We start from the raw sequence: 18,475 nt of genomic DNA, 5'->3' as shown, positions 1-18,475 counted from the left end.
ACGGGCGTTTGATGAGACGGTTAAGAGCTAGGGCATGATTCGGAAAAGTGGATTTCGGTTCTCCGAAAAGATAATGCTCAACCAATGGCGATCAGCGAACGAGCTCTAGAAGCGATCGAGATCACGCTCCTTCACCTGTTCGAGATGGCACCGATGCACTACCGGGCGAGTAATAGCCGGCGGCCTTATTCGCCTCTATCTCGACCCTAGCATCCGGCGGAACAAGTTCTTCCGGGATCGGGACCCGTTCCACGATTTCGATGCCGGGACCGATGAGGGCGTCGTATTTTTAAGTTCGACATGGACATGAGCCGGTCGATGCGGCGGACGCCGAGCAAGTGGAGCACGTCTGGCATCAATCGCGGAAGCAGGCATCCCGGACACTCGCCACGGATTCCGTGTGCTCGAAAAAGGTGGGCGCGGAATCGCCTCCCTCCTGCCGGTTGCGCGCATTGTACACTAGGAATTTGGTGACCTCTGCATAGGAGCCAGGGTCAAGGTATTTGGCGCTTATCTGCGATTGAGAGAATGTTGGAAATTTGATTGATTTCTTCCGAAAAATCGTCTTGCCGAAAGTAAATATGGGTCAGTTTAGACAAAATATCTTTTATATCTTCTGTTAGATCCATGCGACTGTTTAAGATATTCCCAGCCCTCTTATGAGGATTTGCTAATGCCTCTATGAGCAATCCAACATCATTTTCCCAAAATGATTGCCTAATTGACTTAGTGTAACCTGATTTAGAGAGATATTTATTGAGTGTAATTATCAATATTTCTAAATCATTCTCATCAAGGGGCAAATAAGAATTGTATAGAGACGGTAATAATTCGAGGAGCGTACGGTCATCTCTAGAAAGCAAGTTCTTGAGCGAAGAGGATCCTTCTAAGCGAACAGAAGCTAATTTGAAGATTGCCGCGGCAATCTTGTCTTGTTCTTGACTTGAAAGGTCATTGAGAAGCTTGATGGAATCTTTGTCGCCCAGACACATTAAGGCCTTTGCAGCGGCGAGCTTTTGAAGCCGATGAGGTGCGGTGAGGGTTTCTTGCAATCGGTCTTTGAGACCAATGTAGCGGGATATAGCGGCGGCATGACAGAGCTCAACAGGAAGGGGTCCTGATTGAGTCGACGCTTGTTCGAGATCCTGCTCGCTGACCAGCATACCGATCCCGTCCTGATTGGACACGAGAAAGGTCATGATTGCACCATGAACCAACTTTTGCCTTTTCGCAGTGCTGGAAACCCAAGGTGGTCCATAAGAGTTGCCCCGATATCGGCGAAGCTTTCCCGCCGTCCGATCTTGTCCGCCTTCATACCCGGTCCGAAGGCAAGAATCGGGGTGTGTTCACGGGTGTGATCCGTGCCGCGCCAGGAGGGGTCGTTGCCGTGGTCGGCGGTGATGATCACGAGATCGCCTTCACGCAAGGCCGCCTCGATTTCCGGGATCCGCCTGTCGAAAGCTTCCAAAGCCGCGGCATAACCGGGAATATCGCGGCGATGGCCGAATTCGCTGTCGAAATCGACCAGATTCGCAAAGACGAAGCCGCCGTCGGGCAGGCGGCCCATGGCATCGATGGCGGCGGAGAGGCAGGCGTCATTGCCGTGCGGCTTGATTTCTTCGCCCGTGCTGCGGTGGGCGAAGATATCGCCGATCTTGCCGACCGTGACGACGGAGCGCCCGGCCTTCACGAGCGTGTCGAGAATGGTGTCGGAGGGCGGAAAGACGGCAAAGTCCTTGCGGTTGCCTGTGCGCTTGAAGCCTGTCTCCACCGACCCCACGAAGGGCCGGGCGATGACGCGGCCGATATTGTAGGGGTCGCAAAGATCGCGCGCGATCTTGCAGAGATCATAGAGGCGCTGAAGACCGAAGGTTTCCTCATGCGCCGCGATCTGCAGAACACTGTCGACCGAGGTGTAACAGATCGGCTTGCCCGTGCGCACATGCTCAATGCCGAACTCGTCGATGACATCGGTGCCAGAGGCGTGCTTGTTGGCGAGAATGCCGGGGAGTTGCCCTCTTGCGATCAACGCGTCAGTCAGTTCTGCCGGGAAGGATGGGATCGTGTCGGGAAAATAGCCCCAGTCGAAGGTGACCGGAACCCCCGTGATCTCCCAGTGGCCCGACGGCGTATCCTTGCCGTTGGAGGTTTCGACGCCGTAGCCCCACGCGCCTTTCAAGGGGCTTATCGGCGCAAGGTTTGGCGGCAGGCGGCCGGTGGAGGCTTCGCAGGCGAGGCCCAGGCCGAGGGCCGTCATGTGGGGAAGATCGAGCGGCCCCTGACGCAAGCCCTCCCGGTCGCCTCGGCCTTCCGCGCAGGCCTCCGCAATGTGCCCCACGGTATCGGCTCCGGCATCACCATAAGCGGCGGCATCTTCGGCGCCGCCGATACCGACGGAATCGAGCACGATTACAAGAGCGCGGGGCATTCATTCATCCTTTAGATCATGATCGGAACAAGTGGAAACCGGTTGTTCGCCCGGATCATGCGGCAATAAGAAATCTAGAGCTTGATCGTGTTTCAAAGAGACACGATCAAGCTCTAGTGTGGCGTTGAGCCGACCGATACCTCATATCGAGGGAGGATGCATCTCATCAGGAGTGAGGTGCTGGTCCCCCATGATCGTCGGGGTCGAGAGGGCAGTGATCCTGGCGATGTGGGGAGCCGATTTCGATCTGCAGCGTCGCATGCCCGATGCCGAAGCGCTGTTTCAGCTCCCTCTGCGCGTCGGCGAGAAAGTCGTCGCCGGGATGGCCTTCCGGCATCACGAGATGGGCCGTCAACGCGGTATCCGTCGTGCTCATCGCCCACACATGCATATGGTGCACGCCGCCGACGCCGGGCAGATTTTCGAGCGCGCTCCTAACCTCGGCGACCGCGATGCCGCTCGGGACGCCATGCAGTGACAACGTCAGGGACTGTCGCAACAGGTCCCATGTGGTCCACAGGATGACACCGGCGATGATGAGGCTGATCGCCGGATCGAGCCAAGCTGCTCCGGTCCACAGAATGACGAGGCCGGCAACGACGACGCCGAGCGAGACTGCGGCGTCTGCCACCATGTGCAGAAAGGCCCCGCGAATATTGAGGTCGCCATGGCTGCCCTTCATGAAGAGAAAGGCGGTGAAGCCGTTGACGACGATGCCGATGCCCGCCACCACCATCATGGTACCCGCGGCAACCGGTGTCGGCGTGATCAGGCGCAATACCGATTCCCACGCGATGCCACCGACGGCGATCAGGAGTAGGAGCGCATTGAAGAGAGCCGCGAGAATGGAGCTGGAACGCCACCCGTAAGTGAAGCGGTCCGTCCTTCTGCGCCTTGCCAGCATGGCTGCGCCCCAGGCGATGCCGAGCCCCAAGACGTCAGAGAGATTGTGGCCTGCATCCGAGAGGAGCGCCATGGAATCTGCGAGGAAGCCGTAGAATGCCTCGACGGCGACGAAACCAAGATTGAGCGCGATACCGATGGCGAAGGCCCGACCATATCCGTTGCGGTCATGGTTGTGTGCATGGCCGTGATTGGAATGGTCGTGCCGATGACTTGCCATGGCGACAATCCATCTACTCGCGAACCGCTTTCGCGCCCGTCGCGTCCAGATTGAAGGCGGCGGCGAAGAGCGCGCGGGTGTAGTCTGTTTTCGGGGACGCGAAGATCGTTTCCGCAGCGCCTTCTTCGACGACCTTGCCGTTCTGCATCACGATGACCTGATTGGCGAGGGCGCGCACAACCTTCAGATCGTGACTGATAAACATGTAGGCGAGATCGCGCCGCTTTTGCAGATCGCGAAGAAGCTCGACGATCTGCGCCTGGACCGACATGTCGAGCGCGGAGGTCGGCTCATCGAGCACGATGAATTGCGGTTCGAGGACAACGGCGCGCGCAATTGCGATGCGTTGGCGCTGGCCGCCGGAGAACTCGTGCGGGTAACGATCCATGGTCGCCGGATCGAGACCGACATCGGCAAGCGCGCGCGCAACGATCTCTCGGCGCTGGGCATAGGACGATCCCTTGTCCTGAACGAGCAAGCCTTCCTCGACGATTTCTGCCACCGACATACGTGGCGAGAGAGAGCCGTAAGGATCCTGGAAGACGACCTGCATATCCTTGCGGATGGGACGCAGTTCGCGCGAGCCTAGCCCGTTGAGCGGCTTGCCCAAAAAGACAATAGGCCCTTCGGAAGAAACGAGCCGCATGATGGCAAGCCCAAGCGTGGTTTTCCCCGATCCCGACTCGCCGACGATCCCGACCGTCTCGCCTTTGCGGACGCGAATCGACACTCCATCAACCGCCTTTACGTGACCGACCGTCCGACGAAAGAAACCGCGTTTGATCGGGAACCACACCTTGATTGGACCCGCTTCGATGACAGGCGGCGCATTGGGCGAGACCGGGTTCGCACGGCCACGCGGTTCGGCGGCGAGGAGCTTTTTTGTGTAGGCATGCTGCGGATTGTCGAACACTTCCGCGACTTTTCCCTGCTCGACGATTTCGCCCTTCGACATTACGCAAACCCGGTCGGCGACTTTGCGCACGATACCCAGATCGTGGGTGATGAAGAGCATCGCCATGCCGAGCCGCTTCTTAAGGTCGGCAAGAAGCGCAAGGATCTGTGCCTGAACCGTCACATCGAGCGCGGTGGTCGGCTCGTCTGCGATCAGGAGATCGGGCTCGTTCGCCAGGCTCATGGCGATCATCACGCGCTGGCGCTGGCCGCCGGAAAGCTGATGCGGATAAGCGGAGAGACGGCTTTCCGCGTCGCGCAGGCCCACCAGGTTGAGCAGTTCGAGCGTGCGCACCCGCGCCTGACGATCCGATAGGCCACGATGGAGGCTGAGGATTTCGCCGATCTGCCGGTCGATGGTGTGGAGTGGATTGAGCGATGTCATCGGCTCCTGAAACACCATGGTGATGTCGTCGCCGCGGACACGCCGCATCTCGTCCTCTGTCTTGGCGATGAGATCCTCGCCCTTGAAGAGGATTTTGCCGGAAGGATGATGTGCGGACGGATAAGGCAGGAGTTTCAGGATCGAGAGGGCGGAAACGGATTTTCCGGAGCCGGATTCGCCGACGAGCGCCACCGTCTCGCCGGGCATGACATCGAAGGAGATGCGATCGACGGCAAGGCTATCCCTTCCGCCCTGGCGGAAGGCGATGGAGAGATCCTGAACGGAGAGAAGAGGTTCGGTCATTGGAACGTCTTTCTCGGATCGAAAGCATCGCGCACGGCTTCGCCCGTGAAGATGAGAAGGCTGAGCATGAAGGCAATGATGAAAAAGCCTGTGAGGCCGAGCCACGGTGCCTGCAGGTTGGCTTTGCCTTGAGCGAGCATTTCGCCGAGCGACGGTGAGCCGGGTGGCAGGCCGAAGCCAAGGAAGTCGAGAGAGGTCAGCGTCGAGATCGAGCCGTTGAGAATGAAGGGCAGGAAGGTCAGCGTCGCGACCATGGCGTTCGGCAGGAGATGTTTGAGCATGATGTTGGCGTTGGAGAGACCCAGCGCCCGCGCGGCGCGCACATATTCGAAGTTGCGCGCGCGCAGGAACTCGGCACGCACGACACCGACAAGCGCGACCCAGGAGAAAAGGAGAAGAATGCCGAGCAGAACGAAAAAGCTCGGCGTGATGATCGCGGAAATGATGATGAGAAGATAAAGCGCGGGGATCGCGGTCCAAACTTCGATGAAGCGCTGGAAGAGAAGATCGACCCACCCACCGAAATATCCTTGAACCGCTCCCGCGAAAATGCCGATGACGGATGAGATACCCGCGAGGATCAGGCCGAAGAGAACGGAAATGCGGAAGCCGTAGATGAGACGCGCAACGACGTCGCGGCCCTGATCGTCCGTGCCGAGCCAGTTCCATTCAAGGCCTCGGCATCCGTCGACGCCGAGACGTTCCGCCATCGGCTTGCATTGCTCCTCGGTGAGCAGCCACGTCGGCGGCGATGGCGCTGGAACCGGCAAGTCGAGATTGTGCGTGTTGTAGGAGTAGCGGATCGGCGGCCAGATCATCCAGCCGTTTGCCGTAATCTCCTTCGCGATGACGGGGTCGCGATAATCGGTCTGCGCGAGAAAGCCGCCGAACTTCTCTTCCGGATAATCGACCAGCACGGGAAAGAGCAGTTCGCCTTTGTAGGATGCAATGATCGGTCTGTCGTTGGCGATGAATTCGGCGAACAGGCAGAGGATGAAAACGACGATGAAAATCCAGAACGACCAATAACCGCGTTTGTTCGCCTTGAAGTTCTGCAGGCGCCGCCGGTTGAGCGGCGAGAGGCGTAAGAAACCCTCTTTCGGCAAGGGCGGGGCGAGGGGTGTCGCGATGACGTTTGCTTCGTTCACGTCAGGCCTCCCGCGTCTCGAAATCGATGCGCGGATCGATCCATGTGTAGGTGAGATCAGAAATGAGGTTCACCACGAGGCCGATCAGGGAGAAAACGTAAAGGTTCGCGAACACGACGGGATAGTCGCGATTGACGATGGATTCGAAGGAGAGAAGTCCGAGGCCGTCGAGAGAGAAGATCGTCTCGATGAGAAGAGCGCCTGCGAAGAATGCGTGGATGAATGCGCCCGGGAAGCCCGCGATCACGATCAGCATCGCATTGCGGAAAACATGGCCATAGAGAACCTGCCCCTCGGACAGCCCCTTCATGCGCGCCGTCAGGACGTACTGCTTGCGGATTTCATCGAGAAACGAGTTTTTCGTCAGAAGTGTCGATGTCGCGAAAGCGCCGAGCGCCATGGAAATGATGGGCAGGGTGATGTGCCAGAAATAATCGGTAATCTTTCCGGTGAGTGAAAACTGCGCCCAGTTTTCCGAGGTCAGCCCGCGCAAGGGAAAGATCTGCCAGAACGATCCGCCGGCAAACAGCACGATCAGCAGAATCGCGAACAGGAAGCCCGGAATGGCGTAGCCGATGATCACGACAGCCGAGGTCCAGACATCGAAGGATGTGCCGTCATGAACCGCCTTGCGGATGCCGAGCGGAATTGAGATGGCGTAGGAGAGAAGCGTCATCCACAAACCGAGAGAAATGGAGACCGGCAGCTTCTCCTTGATCAGCTCCAGCACCGAGGCATCGCGGAAATAGCTCTTGCCGAAATCGAACCGCGCATAATTCCAGAGCATCATCGCAAAACGCTCGGGGGCCGGTTTGTCGAAGCCGAACTGAACCTCGAGCTGTTTGATGAATTGCGGGTCGAGGCCCTGCGCGCCACGATAGGCTGATGAGGAAGCGTCGCCGCCTGCGGAGAAATCTCCGCCGCCGCCCGAGATGCGCGAGGTCGCGCTCGAATTCTGTCCCTGCAATTGCGCGATGATGCGCTCGACCGGCCCACCCGGCGCGAATTGCACGATGGTGAAGGAAATCAGCATGATCCCGAAGAGAGTCGGGATCATGAGAAGGATACGGCGCAGGATGTATGCGAACATCAAGTATCCATGTTGGCGCGGCCGATACGGCCGAGATGAGTGTGATTGAAACCGGATGCGTATTTCAAACCGTATCCGAGCATGCGGTCAAATCCGATATGGGCGACCCAGATGGCGGCTACCGCAAGCAGGCCCGGTTGGTTGAAAAGAAAGGCGGTAACGGCCAAGGCCGCTGGGCCGAGTGTCGCATGAAGCGCATTGTAGACGATCGCTCCCGGCTTCGGTCCCGCGAGATAGGCGGCGAAACTCAGATCAGGCACCAGAAAGAGCAGAACGAAGAGCCACCAGGAAAAGCCGGTCAAGGCATAAGCGACGATGGCGACGACGAACAAAGCCGCACCTTCGTAGCGCAGAAGCATGCGAGGGCCACCTGTTACCGCGCCAAAGCTTGTGTCCATCACGCTTATGCCTTTCCGATCCGTTTGGCCTTCTCGGCATCGTACCACCAGATACCGGGTGCGCCGGAGCTGAGTCGGGGCTTCGTTTCGGGACGGGAGAAGATGTCCCAATAAGCGACCCAATCAGAGTTCTTGTACCACATGGGAACCCAGTACTGGCCCGCGCGTAGAACGCGGTCGAGTGCCCGGCAGGCAACGTAAAGATCCTTACGATTGTCGACCCGTGCGATATAGTCGATGAGCGCATCGGCGGCCGGGCTCTGAATGCCGGCGATGTTGCGCAGGCCCGGCGTGTTGGCGGCGTCGGAGCCGAAAATGCTGCGCAATTCGTCACCCGGCGTCAGCGAGCTTCCGAGAGCACGGCTTGCCATGTCGAAATCGTAATTCTCCATGCGCCGCTGATACTGGGCCGCGTCTACGAGGCGGGATTGTGCGTCGATGCCCAGTCGCTTGAGGTTTGCCTGGAACGGCTGCGTGTGTGGCTGCAACGCCCCTGAAAAGTCCAGGAACTCGATGGTGAAGGGTTGGCCGTTCGGCAGCTTCAGCACGCTGCCTTCACGCTTGCAGCCCGCTTCCCGCAGCAGTTGATCGGCTCGGCGAAGCAGGTTGCGATCTTGCCCGGAGCCGTCGGAGATAGGCGGTACATAAGGTTCTCCGAACACGGAGGCCGGAAGCTTGTCGCGGAGTGGTTCGAGAAGCTTCAGCTCTTCGGTGGAGGGAAGGCCGTTCGCCTTCATATCCGTGTTCTCGAAAAACGACGTCAGCCGCTTGTAGAGACCGAACATGATGTTCGTGTTCGTCCATTCGAAATCGAAGGCGAGGCCGATGGCTTCGCGAATACGCCGATCCTTGAACGCCTCGCGGCGTGTGTTGAAATACCAACCCTGAATCGGCACAGGGCCACCGTCCTCAATGATTTCCTTCTTCACACGTCCGTCACGAATGGCGGGAAAATCGTAGCCGGTCGACCAGATACGGGACGTGTATTCCTCATTGTAGTTCAGGGTGCCGTTCTTGAACGCCTCGAACGCCACCGTTCTGTCGCGGAAATATTCATAGCGAATGCGGTCGAAGTTATTCTGGCCCACATTCATGGGCAGATCCTTTGCCCAATAATCCGCCACGCGATCGATCTCGATGAAACGGCCGGGCTCGAAACGCCCGACGCGATAGGCTCCCGATCCGAGAATCGGTTCGAGCGTCGCTGCCTCGAAATCGCGGTCCTGCCAGAATTTTTCCGAGAATATCGGCATGCCCGCCACGACGAGGTGAAGATCGCGGCTGCGCTTTTCCGAGAGCTGGACCCGCAGGATGTCGTCCGCCTCCGCCTCGGCCGAAATCATCTCGGCCAGCAGCAGTCGGTAGGTCGGATATCCCTTTTCTTTCAGAATGTTGAGAGAAAAGGCCGCGTCGCGAGCGGTGAGTTTCGAACCGTCGTGGAAGCGCGCTTCCGGCCGCAGGAGAAAACGATAGGTCAGTTTGTCCTTCGAGATGCGAACGGCGCGCGCCACGAGGCCGTAGACCGAATCCGGCTCGTCGCCCGATCCGGCCATCAGGCTGTCGAAGGTGGCGCCTATTCCGGCCGCGCCGTCGCCCTTCAACACGAAGATGTTGAGCGTGTTGAAGGTGTCGAAATTCTGGTTGCCGCCGCCCTGCTTGAGCTGGATGGCCAACGTCCCACCCTTCGGTGCGGCCGGGTTTACATATGAGAAATGCTTGAAATCCGGCGGATAAAGAAGTTCGCCGAAGCTGGAAAGGCCATGAGTCTCGGTTTTCTCCGCCGCTTGCGCCAGGGCGAGCCTGGGCGCGCTGCTCCAGGCGGTGAGCGCGGCAGCCCCGACAACGATGTCTCTGCGGCTCGGGCGTTTCATGGCGTTCCTCCGGTCTTTCGGACGATCAGGGGCGTGGCCACAAGGGCGCGGAGACGGCCCATGCGATTCACAAAAAAGGAACCTAAGGGATTGTCGTTAAAAAACAAAAGCCGGGCCATGGGGCCCGGCTTCAAAAGAGCGAGATGACGCAAAAGTCTTACTGAGCAGCCGGGAAGGGGACGGGGCTGTCGGACAAAGTGCGCAGATAGGAGAGGATGTCCGCGCGCTCCTGAGCCTGGGCCACGCCCGCGAAGGCCATGATCGTGCCCGGCACGTAACCCTTTGGGTTGTTGATGAAGTGGTCGACCTCTTCATAGGTCCACTTTCCACCCTTGCCCTTCATGGCGCCGGAATAGTTGAAGCCCTCGTGCGAGGCGACCGGGCGGTCGATCAGGCCGTAGAGATTCGGGCCGACCTTGTTGGGGCCGCCCTTTTCGAAGGTGTGGCAGGCCGCGCACTTCTTTGCGGCGGATTGCCCTTTGGCCGGATCGGCCTTGGCCAGAAGAACGGGAAGCGGCTCGGCAGACGCGGCAGGCTTGGCAGCCGCCTCGGCGCCGGCTTCCGGGGCCGGAAGGTCATAGCCGGGAACGGCAGGCTTCTTGGGAGCAAACAGACCGCCAGCGATGACGTTGACGCCGACCACGAAGAGAAGCGTGCCGAAAACGGCGCCCGCGATCTTATTGGCCTCGATATTCATGAAATGGGCTCTCCTCGCCTTTAAGTCACGGCGGAACCAGCGCAACGGTTGGACAAGCACGGGCAGCGCCCGCGCGGATAGTGGCGTTGCTTAGCCATAGAGAGGGGGGTTTGACAATGGGGTTTTGTCTGTCTCTTGGTCGCAGCTTGGCATTTGTTTTATTAAAATGTGGGAATCCCGACCGGATAGGGGTTTTGCACCTCTCGACGAGTCGCCAGTCATGACAAGCCCGCTAGGGCTTGGTAAGGACGCGGCGTCCTTTACGCGTTGTCCAGATATGTCCAATCCTCTTGTCCTGATCCCCGCACGCCTCTCAGCCACACGCCTGCCGAACAAGCCTTTGGCCGATATTCAGGGCGAGCCGATGATCGTCCATGTCTGGCGTCGGGCCATCGAGGCGGGCGTCGGGCCCGTGGTCGTGGCGACCGACACACCCGAAATCGCCGCGGCCGTCGAAGCGGTGGGCGGTGTGGCGGTTATGACACGGAGCGACCATGCCTCTGGATCGGATCGCATTTACGAGGCTGTGGAAAAGATCGATCCGGACGGACGGCACGATATCGTGGTGAACGTTCAGGGCGACCTTCCGACCATTGATCCAAGGGTAATCGCTGCATCCGTCTCGCCTTTGTCGAATACGGACGTCGATATCGCAACCCTCGTGGCCCTGATCACGCGCGAGGAAGAAAAGACCGAGCCTAGTGTCGTCAAAATGGTCGGCAGCGAAATCGCTCCAGGCCACTTCCACGCTCTCTATTTTACGCGCGCGACAGCCCCTTATGGGGATGGGCCCCTTTATCATCACATCGGTTTGTATGCCTATCGGCGCCAAGCCTTGCGACGCTTTGTCGGCCTTGCGCCTTCTCCGTTGGAACAGCGCGAAAAACTCGAGCAGTTGCGTGCGATCGAGGCTGGAATGCGGATCGACGCCATTGTGGTGAACGACGTTCCGCTTGGCGTCGATACGTCACACGATCTGGAGAGGGCGCGCGCGATTATCGCGGCCCGGAGGAAGCCATGAACAAGTTAATTTCATTCCAGGGCGAGCCGGGAGCCAATTCCCACATTGCCTGCGAGGAGACTTATCCCGATTGGCAGGTTCTGCCGTGCCCGACCTTCGAGGATGCCTTCGCCGCCGTGGACGAGGGACAGGCGGAGCTGGCGATGATCCCGATCGAGAATTCGATCGCCGGACGCGTGGCGGATATCCACCACCTTCTGCCGACCTCCGGGCTTCACATCATCGGTGAGCACTTCCTGCCGATCCATTTTCAGCTCTTGGGTCTGCCGGAGGCCAATCTCGGTACCATCAAGAGCGTGCACAGCCACGTTCATGCGCTCGGCCAATGTCGTAAGATCATCCGCAAGCTCGGACTGAAAGCGCACGTGGCCGGCGACACGGCAGGGTCCGCGCGCGAGGTTTCCGAATGGAAAGACCCGACGCGGGCATCCCTCGCGCCCCGCATGGCGGCGTCGATCTACGGCCTGAAGATTCTGGCCGAGGATGTGGAGGATGAGGCGCACAATACGACCCGCTTCGTCATTCTCTCCAAGACTCCGCAATGGGCGTCTGCCGGACAAGGGCCGCTCGTCACGAGTTTCGTTTTCCGCGTCCGCAATATTCCCGCTGCGCTCTACAAGGCGCTCGGCGGGTTTGCGACGAACGGCATCAACATGACGAAGCTTGAAAGCTACATGCTCGAAGGCGATTTCAACGCGACCCAGTTTTACGCGGAAGTGGATGGTCATCCGGACGATGCCGATCTCAAGCGTGCGCTGGAGGAACTGGAGTTCTTCTCGCGTGAGCTTCGCATTCTCGGTGTCTATCCGGCAGCGCCCTTCAGGAACAAGGTGAAAGAGGCTGCCGAGTAACGATGCTGGTTCGCGAAGCACTGGAGATTGATGTCGAGGGCGTTGCCCGCGCACACGTCCAGGGCTGGCGCGAGTCCTATAAGGATTTTCTCAATCCGGAATCGCTTGCCGGCCTTTCGGTCGAAGAGCGCGCTCGGATGTGGCGCTCTACGTTCGAGCAGCCCGACCCAAGGGCGAGATTTCTCGTTGCCGAGGCCGGCGACGGAGAGATTGTCGGCTTCGTCCGCGGAGGAGCGGTGCGATCCAAAGGAACGGTGCCGCTCGATACGGATGCGGAAATCTACGCCATTTACCTTCTCGACAAGGTGAAACGTCAGGGCATCGGCCGCCGGCTGATGACAGGCGTTCTCGATCATCTCAGAGGGCAGGGTTTCCAGGCGGCGGGACTTTGGGTTTTGAAACAGAACCTCCCAGCACGCAGTTTCTACGAAGCGCTCGGCGGCAAAGCTGGTCCCGAGCAGTCCCTTGAATTACGCGGTCAGATCGTCACGGAAATCGCTTATCGGTTTGAGCCGATCTCGCGACTCTCCGCTTAGATCCGACATTCTTTGTCATGGCTGGGCTTGTTCCGGCCATCCACGCCTTCCTTCCCACCGCTCATCCGGTCCAAGGCGTGGATGCCCGGGACAAGCCCGGGCATGACGTGGAGGGGTTTTGAATCTCATGCAGAACCTGCGAATGCTGCTCTAACTTCGCATCCATTCGCGCAAGAGATAATGCGCGATTGCGATAGGATTGGGCGCGGCATAGTGCTCGTGCGTGCCGTCGAGCATGCGGCGCACGTCGTCGCGGGTGAACCACCGCGCATCCTGAAGCTCGGCCTCGTCGATGACGATCTCATCCGACAAAGCTTCACCGATGCAACCGATCATCAGGGATGAGGGGAACGGCCAGGGTTGCGAGGCGAGGTAGCGCACCTCACCCACATGCACGCCCGCTTCCTCGAAGGTTTCACGCCGCACTGCATCCTCGATGGTCTCGCCGGGTTCCAGAAAGCCTGCGAGGCAGGAATACACCTTCTCCGCAAAACGCGGCTGTCGCCCGAGCAGGCACTTATCGTCGCGCGCGATCAGCATGATGACGACCGGGTCGGTGCGCGGAAAATGCTGCGTGCCGCATGCGGAGCAGTCGCGCCGGAAGCCCGCATGGGCGAGGCTCGTCGGCGCGCCGCAATTGGCACAGAACCGATGGCGGGAATGCCAGTCGAGCACGGATTTCGTCGTTGCAAGCAGCCCCAGTTCCTCCGGCCGCACGAGCCCCTGTGTTGCGATGGAGCGCAGATCGGTGACGGTAAAAGCAGGATCCGCGCGAAAAAGGTCGGCGGTCTCGGGTGAGGCCAGAGTCGCGACGACCTTCTGGCCTGCGAAAATGCCGAGAAACACTTGTTCCTTATGATCCGGCAGGCGCTCCAGCATCGAGGCCGGGAGCAGGCTGGAGCCCGGTTGCCCCGTGAGCAGAATCGGAATGTCCCCCGCCATCACCACCATGGCGGTCTTCGCATCGGCAATGGCGTGCGCGAGTGCCTCCGGATCGCCCTCGGCGGTGTGACGGACGAGGTGGTTGGTGGCAAAACCGATAGCCATTCAAGCCGCCTGAAAAAGCGCAGCGGCGCGCTCGATCAGCGCGGTTGTCGCATGGTCGGGATAGGGCGTGCGAGTACCGTGGCCCCAGACGGGGCCGGGCCAGGCCGGATCGGAGCGAAAGCGCCCGATCACATGCACATGAAGCTGTGTCACGATGTTGCCGAGAGCACCCACGTTCACTTTGTCGGGACGGGCGAGGCTCGCCATCACACCGGTCGCGAGGCGGATTTCGCGCATCAAGGTCGCGGCCTGATCATCCGACAGATCTGTCAACTCGCTCGCGTCCGGGATGCGCGGCACCAGAACGAACCAGGGAAACCGGGCATCGTTGAGGAGCAGAACCGAGGACAGGGACAGATCGCCGATGGGAATGGTGTCGGCTTGGAGGCGGGAATCGAGAGCGAAGGTCATAGGGCTTTGTAGCCCAGGGGGAGGGGCGGTGTCAGCCGTCATCCCGGTCCATCGTCATCCCGGACGCCGCAGGCGATCCAGGATCGTGCGCCGGATAAAGCGCCATTCACCTCGGACGATCCCCGGTACCACTAGCGCGGCCCCCGGGATGACGGGTAGGTACCGGGGATGACACGGGAGGGCGTCGACACCTAACTTGCGTTCCTCTTCCGAAAACCTCATATAGGCCTCGGGAGGTTGGCGAGGGACGTCTCACTCGCCAACCGGGTCAGATCCGGAAGGAAGCAGCCCTAACGAGACCGAACGGGTCTTCGTCCAGCCTCCCACCCTGGCGCCTCGAAACCCTGGCGCTGACAATCATTCCAAAGCCTTTAAGCCGATGGACGAAACCACAGCCGGCACGCCCCTGAACGACGAGCCGGCTCTGCCGGGGTTCCCGGCTGCGCCGGTGGCCGAAGCGCCCGCTTCGCCTTATCGCGTTCTCGCCCGCAAATACCGTCCGAGCACCTTCGAGGATCTGGTCGGGCAGGAGGCGATGGTTCGCACCCTGTCCAATGCTTTCGAGACAGGCCGCATTCCGCAGGCCTGGATGCTCACCGGCGTGCGCGGCGTCGGCAAGACGACGACGGCGCGCATTCTGGCGCGCGGCCTCAACTACCAGAAGGCCGACGGTTCCGGCGCTCCGACCATCCATATGCCCGAACTCGGGGTGCATTGCGCCTCGATCATGGAATCGCGCCATGTGGACGTGTTGGAGATGGACGCCGCGTCCCATACGGGCATCGACGATGTTCGCCAGATCATCGACGGCATTCGCTATTCGCCGGTCTCCGCGCGCTACAAGGTCTACATCATCGACGAGGTTCACATGCTCTCCGAGAAGGCGTTCAACGCCTTCCTGAAGACGCTCGAAGAACCGCCGCCGCATGCGAAGTTCATTTTCGCGACCACTGAAATCCGCAAAGTCCCGGTCACGATTCTTTCCCGCTGCCAGCGCTTCGATCTGCGGCGCATCGAGGCGGACAAGCTCGTAGCGCATCTTGCACGCATCAGCGATGCCGAGGGCGTGCAGGCCGAAACGGAGGCGCTCGCCGCCATCGCCCGTGCGGCCGAGGGCTCGGCGCGCGATTCACTGTCGCTGCTCGATCAGGCCATCGCCCATGGCGCGGGCATCGTGAAGGCCGACACCGTTCGCGACATGCTCGGCCTTGCCGACCGCACGCTCGTCATCGACCTGTTCGAGGCGGTGATGCGCGGCGATATTCCGGCTGCTTTCGCCGGACTTCGCGCGCAATACGATGCGGGTGCCGATCCCGGCATGATTCTCTCCGATCTTGCCGCCTTCACCCATGTTGTCACGCGCCTGAAGCTCATTTCTGAGGCGGCGAAAGATCCTGCGCTTTCCGAGATCGAGCGCACGCGCGGTCTCGAATTCGCGGCGAAGCTTTCCGTGCGCATTCTCTCGCGTACATGGCAGATCCTTTTGAAAGGTTTGCCGGAAGTGCAGGGTTCGAACCGGCCTGTCGCGACAGCCGAAATGGTGCTCGTGCGTCTCGCCTATGCTGCCGATCTGCCGACGCCGGATGATGCCTTGCGTGCGTTGAAGGATGGTGCGCCGTTGTCTACGGGCGGATCGCTTTCGCCCGCACCGACGCGACCCTCCGGTGGCGGCGGCCCGATGATCTCCGGCAATATCGCGCTCGCGACATCGCAACCGTCCCCGCAGCCGCGCCTCGAACCGCCGCAAGGCGCTCCCGTCATGCGGCTTCGTCGTTTCGAGGACGTGGTCGCTCTCATGGGTGAGAAGCGCGAAATCGTGCTCAAGGCCGCGCTCGAGCGTGATGTTCGTCTCGTGCGTTTCGAGGAAGGGCGCATCGAGTTCAATCTCGCCCATGGGGGCAGCCGCGCCATCGCCAATGATCTCTCTCGCGCGCTCCAGCAATGGACCGGCCAGCGTTGGGTCGTGGCCTTGTCCTCGCAGGATGGCGATGCGACCTTGAAGGAGAGAGCGGACGCCGCCGAAAAAGAACGCAAGGATGGCGCAGCGTCCCATCCGCTCGTGCAGGCGGTTCTTTCGAAATTTCCCGGCGCGCAGATCGTGAATGTGGTCGAGCGCAGCGACAAGTCTGGCGACGATACATCTTCCGACACCGAGATCGATGCGCCGGCCGACACCGATATCGACGACGAACTGGAGTAGAGATCATGCGCGACATCATGGGATTGATGAAGCAAGCCCAGGCCATGCAGCAGAAGCTTCAGGATGCACAGGCCGAACTTGAAAACGTGGAAGTCGAAGGCTCATCCGGCGGCGGCGCCGTCGTCGTGAAGATCACGGCCAAGGGACAATTGCGCGCCATCAACATCGATCCGTCTCTGATGAATGCGGACGAGAAGGAGATCCTGGAAGATCTCATCGTCGCGGCCATGAACGACGCCAAGGGTAAGGCCGACCGCGCCACGGAAGAGCGCATGTCGGCGCTTACCAAGGGCCTGCCTTTGCCGCCGGGCCTGAAGCTGTTCTGAGAGTCGAATGGCCCAGTCCGTCGCCGGCCCTGAAATCGAACGTCTGATCCAGCTTCTGGCGCGTCTGCCGGGGCTCGGTCCGCGTTCGGCCCGGCGCGCGGCGCTTCATCTCATCAAGAAACGCGACACGCTTCTCAATCCGTTGAGCGAGGCCATGCGCGTCGCTACCGAGCGCATCGTCGTGTGCTCGGCCTGCGGCAACGTGGATACGTCCGATCCGTGCACGATTTGCGCCGATCATCGCCGCGATTCGTCCATTCTCGTCGTGGTGGAAGACGTGTCGGATCTGTGGGCGCTGGAGCGTTCGGGCGCGATCAACGCGCGCTATCACGTGCTCGGCGGCGTGCTCTCGCCGCTCGATGGTATCCGTCCGGAACATCTCAATCTCGACAGCCTCGTCGCGCGCGCTTCCGATCCGGGAGTGGGCGAAATTATCCTGGCGCTCAACGCTACCGTCGATGGCCAGACGACAGCCCATTACGTGACCGATCTTCTGAACCATCTGCCCGTGAAAGTGACGAAGCTCGCCCATGGCGTGCCGGTGGGCGGTGAGCTCGATTATCTCGACGAGGGCACGCTCTCAGCCGCAATCAAGCAGCGCACGGCGTTTTGAGCGAGTGCTCGTCATCCCGGACGCCGAAGGCGATCCGGGATCGTGAAACGAGAAAAGCTCCACATCCGGCAGACGATCCCGGGTTCCGCTTCGCAGCCCCGGAATGACGGTTAACACTTCAACGTGACAGCGCCGACAAGCGTTGCTAATCAAGCTTCGTCCCTTCACCTAAGCTCCGAGCCAGTCCATGCCCTTCGCCGATCTCGCCCGCACCATCGATGCCGCCTGGGAAGACCGGGCTAATGTCAGCCCCTCGACGAAAGGTGCGGTTCGTGAGGCTGTCGAGCAGTCGCTCCACCTTCTCGATTCAGGCAAGGCGCGCGTCGCGGAAAAGGTCGGGACTGAGTGGCAGGTCAATCAATGGCTGAAGAAGGCCGTACTTCTGTCCTTCCGCCTCCACGACATGGGCATCATCAAGGGTGGCCCCGGTAATTCCGTGTGGTGGGACAAGGTGCCCTCCAAGTTCGATGGTTGGTCGGACGTCGAGTTCAAGCAGGCGGGCTTCCGCGCCGTGCCGAATTGCGTAGTGCGTCGGGGTGCGTATATCGCGCCGAACGTCGTTCTCATGCCGTCCTTCGTGAACCTCGGCGCTTATGTGGGCGAGGGCACCATGGTCGATACCTGGGTGACGGTCGGCTCCTGCGCACAGATCGGCAAGCATGTGCACCTCTCCGGCGGCGTCGGCATCGGCGGCGTGCTGGAGCCGTTGCAGGCCAACCCCGTCATCATCGAGGACAATTGCTTCATCGGCGCGCGCTCTGAAGTGGTGGAAGGCGTCATTGTCGGCGAGGGATCCGTGCTCTCCATGGGCGTCTTCATCTCGGCCTCCACCAAGATCATAGACCGCAACACGGGCGAAATCTTCATCGGCCGCGTGCCGCCATACTCCGTCGTCGTCCCCGGCTCGCTACCCGGAAAGCCCTTGCCCGACGGCACGCCCGGCCCGTCGCTCTACTGCGCGGTGATCGTGAAGCGCGTCGATGCGCAAACCCGCGCGAAAACGGCGATCAACGAGTTGTTGCGGGATTAGGCCGAAGGTCGACTGGAAGTTTTATCTCGAGTGTTATAAAGGA

At 60.3% G+C, this 18,475-nt stretch carries 18 protein-coding genes, 1 other RNA gene and 1 pseudogene; 8 read left to right on the top strand and 12 right to left on the bottom strand.

Translation table 11 applies throughout. From position 1 onward, the window contains the following. Positions 1-105 precede the first annotated feature (105 nt). The 10 genes and pseudogenes from AB4072_RS15660 to AB4072_RS15615 all read right to left on the bottom strand — a co-directional run. Positions 106-478, bottom strand: a pseudogene (locus AB4072_RS15660) (GTP cyclohydrolase II); the annotation flags it as partial. 16 nt (positions 479-494) lie between these two features. Beyond that, the gene (locus tag AB4072_RS15655) at positions 495-1,199 is read right to left on the bottom strand and encodes a hypothetical protein (protein ID WP_441969406.1); all 705 of its coding nucleotides are present in this window, start codon (positions 1,197-1,199) and stop codon (positions 495-497) included. Beyond that, positions 1,196-2,428, bottom strand: a complete 1,233-nt coding sequence (locus AB4072_RS15650; protein ID WP_441969405.1) for a phosphopentomutase — start codon at positions 2,426-2,428, stop codon at positions 1,196-1,198. The genes AB4072_RS15655 and AB4072_RS15650 overlap by 4 nt, the downstream gene beginning before the upstream one ends. A 166-nt stretch (positions 2,429-2,594) precedes the next feature. Continuing rightward, a complete protein-coding gene (locus AB4072_RS15645; protein ID WP_441969403.1) occupies positions 2,595-3,551 on the bottom strand; it encodes a cation diffusion facilitator family transporter in 957 nt (318 codons plus the stop codon). 13 nt (positions 3,552-3,564) lie between these two features. After that, positions 3,565-5,193: an ABC transporter ATP-binding protein gene (locus AB4072_RS15640; RefSeq protein WP_441969401.1), complete on the bottom strand. Its 1,629-nt coding sequence runs from the start codon at positions 5,191-5,193 to the stop codon at positions 3,565-3,567. Then, on the bottom strand, positions 5,190-6,341 hold the full coding sequence (locus AB4072_RS15635; protein WP_441969399.1) for an ABC transporter permease: 1,152 nt from the start codon (positions 6,339-6,341) through the stop codon (positions 5,190-5,192). The genes AB4072_RS15640 and AB4072_RS15635 overlap by 4 nt, the downstream gene beginning before the upstream one ends. 1 nt (position 6,342) lies before the next feature. Further along, positions 6,343-7,431, bottom strand: a complete 1,089-nt coding sequence (locus AB4072_RS15630; protein WP_441969397.1) for a microcin C ABC transporter permease YejB — start codon at positions 7,429-7,431, stop codon at positions 6,343-6,345. Next, complete coding sequence (locus AB4072_RS15625; RefSeq protein ID WP_441969396.1) at positions 7,431-7,790, bottom strand: DUF4260 domain-containing protein; 360 nt, start codon at positions 7,788-7,790, stop codon at positions 7,431-7,433. Before AB4072_RS15625 ends, AB4072_RS15630 begins: the two co-directional genes overlap by 1 nt. Before the next feature lie 44 nt (positions 7,791-7,834). Further along, positions 7,835-9,700, bottom strand: a complete 1,866-nt coding sequence (locus tag AB4072_RS15620; RefSeq protein ID WP_441969395.1) for an extracellular solute-binding protein — start codon at positions 9,698-9,700, stop codon at positions 7,835-7,837. A 157-nt stretch (positions 9,701-9,857) separates the two neighbouring features. Beyond that, a complete protein-coding gene (locus AB4072_RS15615) occupies positions 9,858-10,397 on the bottom strand; it encodes a c-type cytochrome (RefSeq protein ID WP_441969393.1) in 540 nt (179 codons plus the stop codon). A 277-nt stretch (positions 10,398-10,674) separates the two neighbouring features. Here AB4072_RS15615 and AB4072_RS15610 point away from each other — a divergent pair, with 277 nt between their 5' ends. The 3 genes from AB4072_RS15610 to AB4072_RS15600 are packed head-to-tail and all read left to right on the top strand — an operon-like array spanning position 10,675 to position 12,805. Next, the gene (locus AB4072_RS15610; protein ID WP_441969391.1) at positions 10,675-11,418 is read left to right on the top strand and encodes a 3-deoxy-manno-octulosonate cytidylyltransferase; all 744 of its coding nucleotides are present in this window, start codon (positions 10,675-10,677) and stop codon (positions 11,416-11,418) included. Next, a complete protein-coding gene (locus AB4072_RS15605) occupies positions 11,415-12,269 on the top strand; it encodes a prephenate dehydratase (RefSeq protein WP_441969390.1) in 855 nt (284 codons plus the stop codon). The genes AB4072_RS15610 and AB4072_RS15605 overlap by 4 nt, the downstream gene beginning before the upstream one ends. Positions 12,270-12,271: 2 nt before the next feature. Further along, positions 12,272-12,805, top strand: a complete 534-nt coding sequence (locus AB4072_RS15600; RefSeq protein WP_441969388.1) for a GNAT family N-acetyltransferase — start codon at positions 12,272-12,274, stop codon at positions 12,803-12,805. Between the two features lie 150 nt (positions 12,806-12,955). Here the strand turns inward: AB4072_RS15600 and nudC are convergent, their stop codons facing one another. Together nudC and AB4072_RS15590 are read right to left on the bottom strand one after the other, a co-directional pair. Further along, on the bottom strand, positions 12,956-13,852 hold the full coding sequence (gene nudC, locus AB4072_RS15595; protein WP_441969386.1) for an NAD(+) diphosphatase: 897 nt from the start codon (positions 13,850-13,852) through the stop codon (positions 12,956-12,958). Continuing rightward, the gene (locus AB4072_RS15590; RefSeq protein ID WP_441969384.1) at positions 13,853-14,263 is read right to left on the bottom strand and encodes an HIT domain-containing protein; all 411 of its coding nucleotides are present in this window, start codon (positions 14,261-14,263) and stop codon (positions 13,853-13,855) included. It lies immediately after the preceding gene. A gap of 231 nt (positions 14,264-14,494) precedes the next feature. On the opposite strand from AB4072_RS15590, the gene ffs reads away from it, so the two are divergent. The 5 genes from ffs (at position 14,495) to dapD (ending at position 18,432) form a co-directional block, all read left to right on the top strand. Then, an RNA gene (gene ffs, locus AB4072_RS15585) (signal recognition particle sRNA small type) lies at positions 14,495-14,591 on the top strand. Positions 14,592-14,642: 51 nt separating this feature from the next. After that, the gene (locus AB4072_RS15580) at positions 14,643-16,463 is read left to right on the top strand and encodes a DNA polymerase III subunit gamma/tau (protein WP_441969382.1); all 1,821 of its coding nucleotides are present in this window, start codon (positions 14,643-14,645) and stop codon (positions 16,461-16,463) included. A 5-nt stretch (positions 16,464-16,468) separates the two neighbouring features. After that, on the top strand, positions 16,469-16,789 hold the full coding sequence (locus AB4072_RS15575) for a YbaB/EbfC family nucleoid-associated protein (protein ID WP_441969380.1): 321 nt from the start codon (positions 16,469-16,471) through the stop codon (positions 16,787-16,789). A 7-nt stretch (positions 16,790-16,796) separates the two neighbouring features. Further along, complete coding sequence (recR, locus tag AB4072_RS15570) at positions 16,797-17,402, top strand: recombination mediator RecR (protein ID WP_441969378.1); 606 nt, start codon at positions 16,797-16,799, stop codon at positions 17,400-17,402. Between the two features lie 187 nt (positions 17,403-17,589). Further along, positions 17,590-18,432, top strand: coding sequence for a 2,3,4,5-tetrahydropyridine-2,6-dicarboxylate N-succinyltransferase (gene dapD / locus AB4072_RS15565; protein WP_441969376.1), 843 nt, complete (start codon positions 17,590-17,592; stop codon positions 18,430-18,432). The last annotated feature ends 43 nt before the right edge of the window (positions 18,433-18,475 follow it).

This window comes from Microvirga sp. 2MCAF38, assembly GCF_052115485.1.
Classification (GTDB): Bacteria; Pseudomonadota; Alphaproteobacteria; order Rhizobiales; family Beijerinckiaceae; genus Microvirga.
This window is presented reverse-complemented; position numbering and strand designations above follow the sequence as displayed.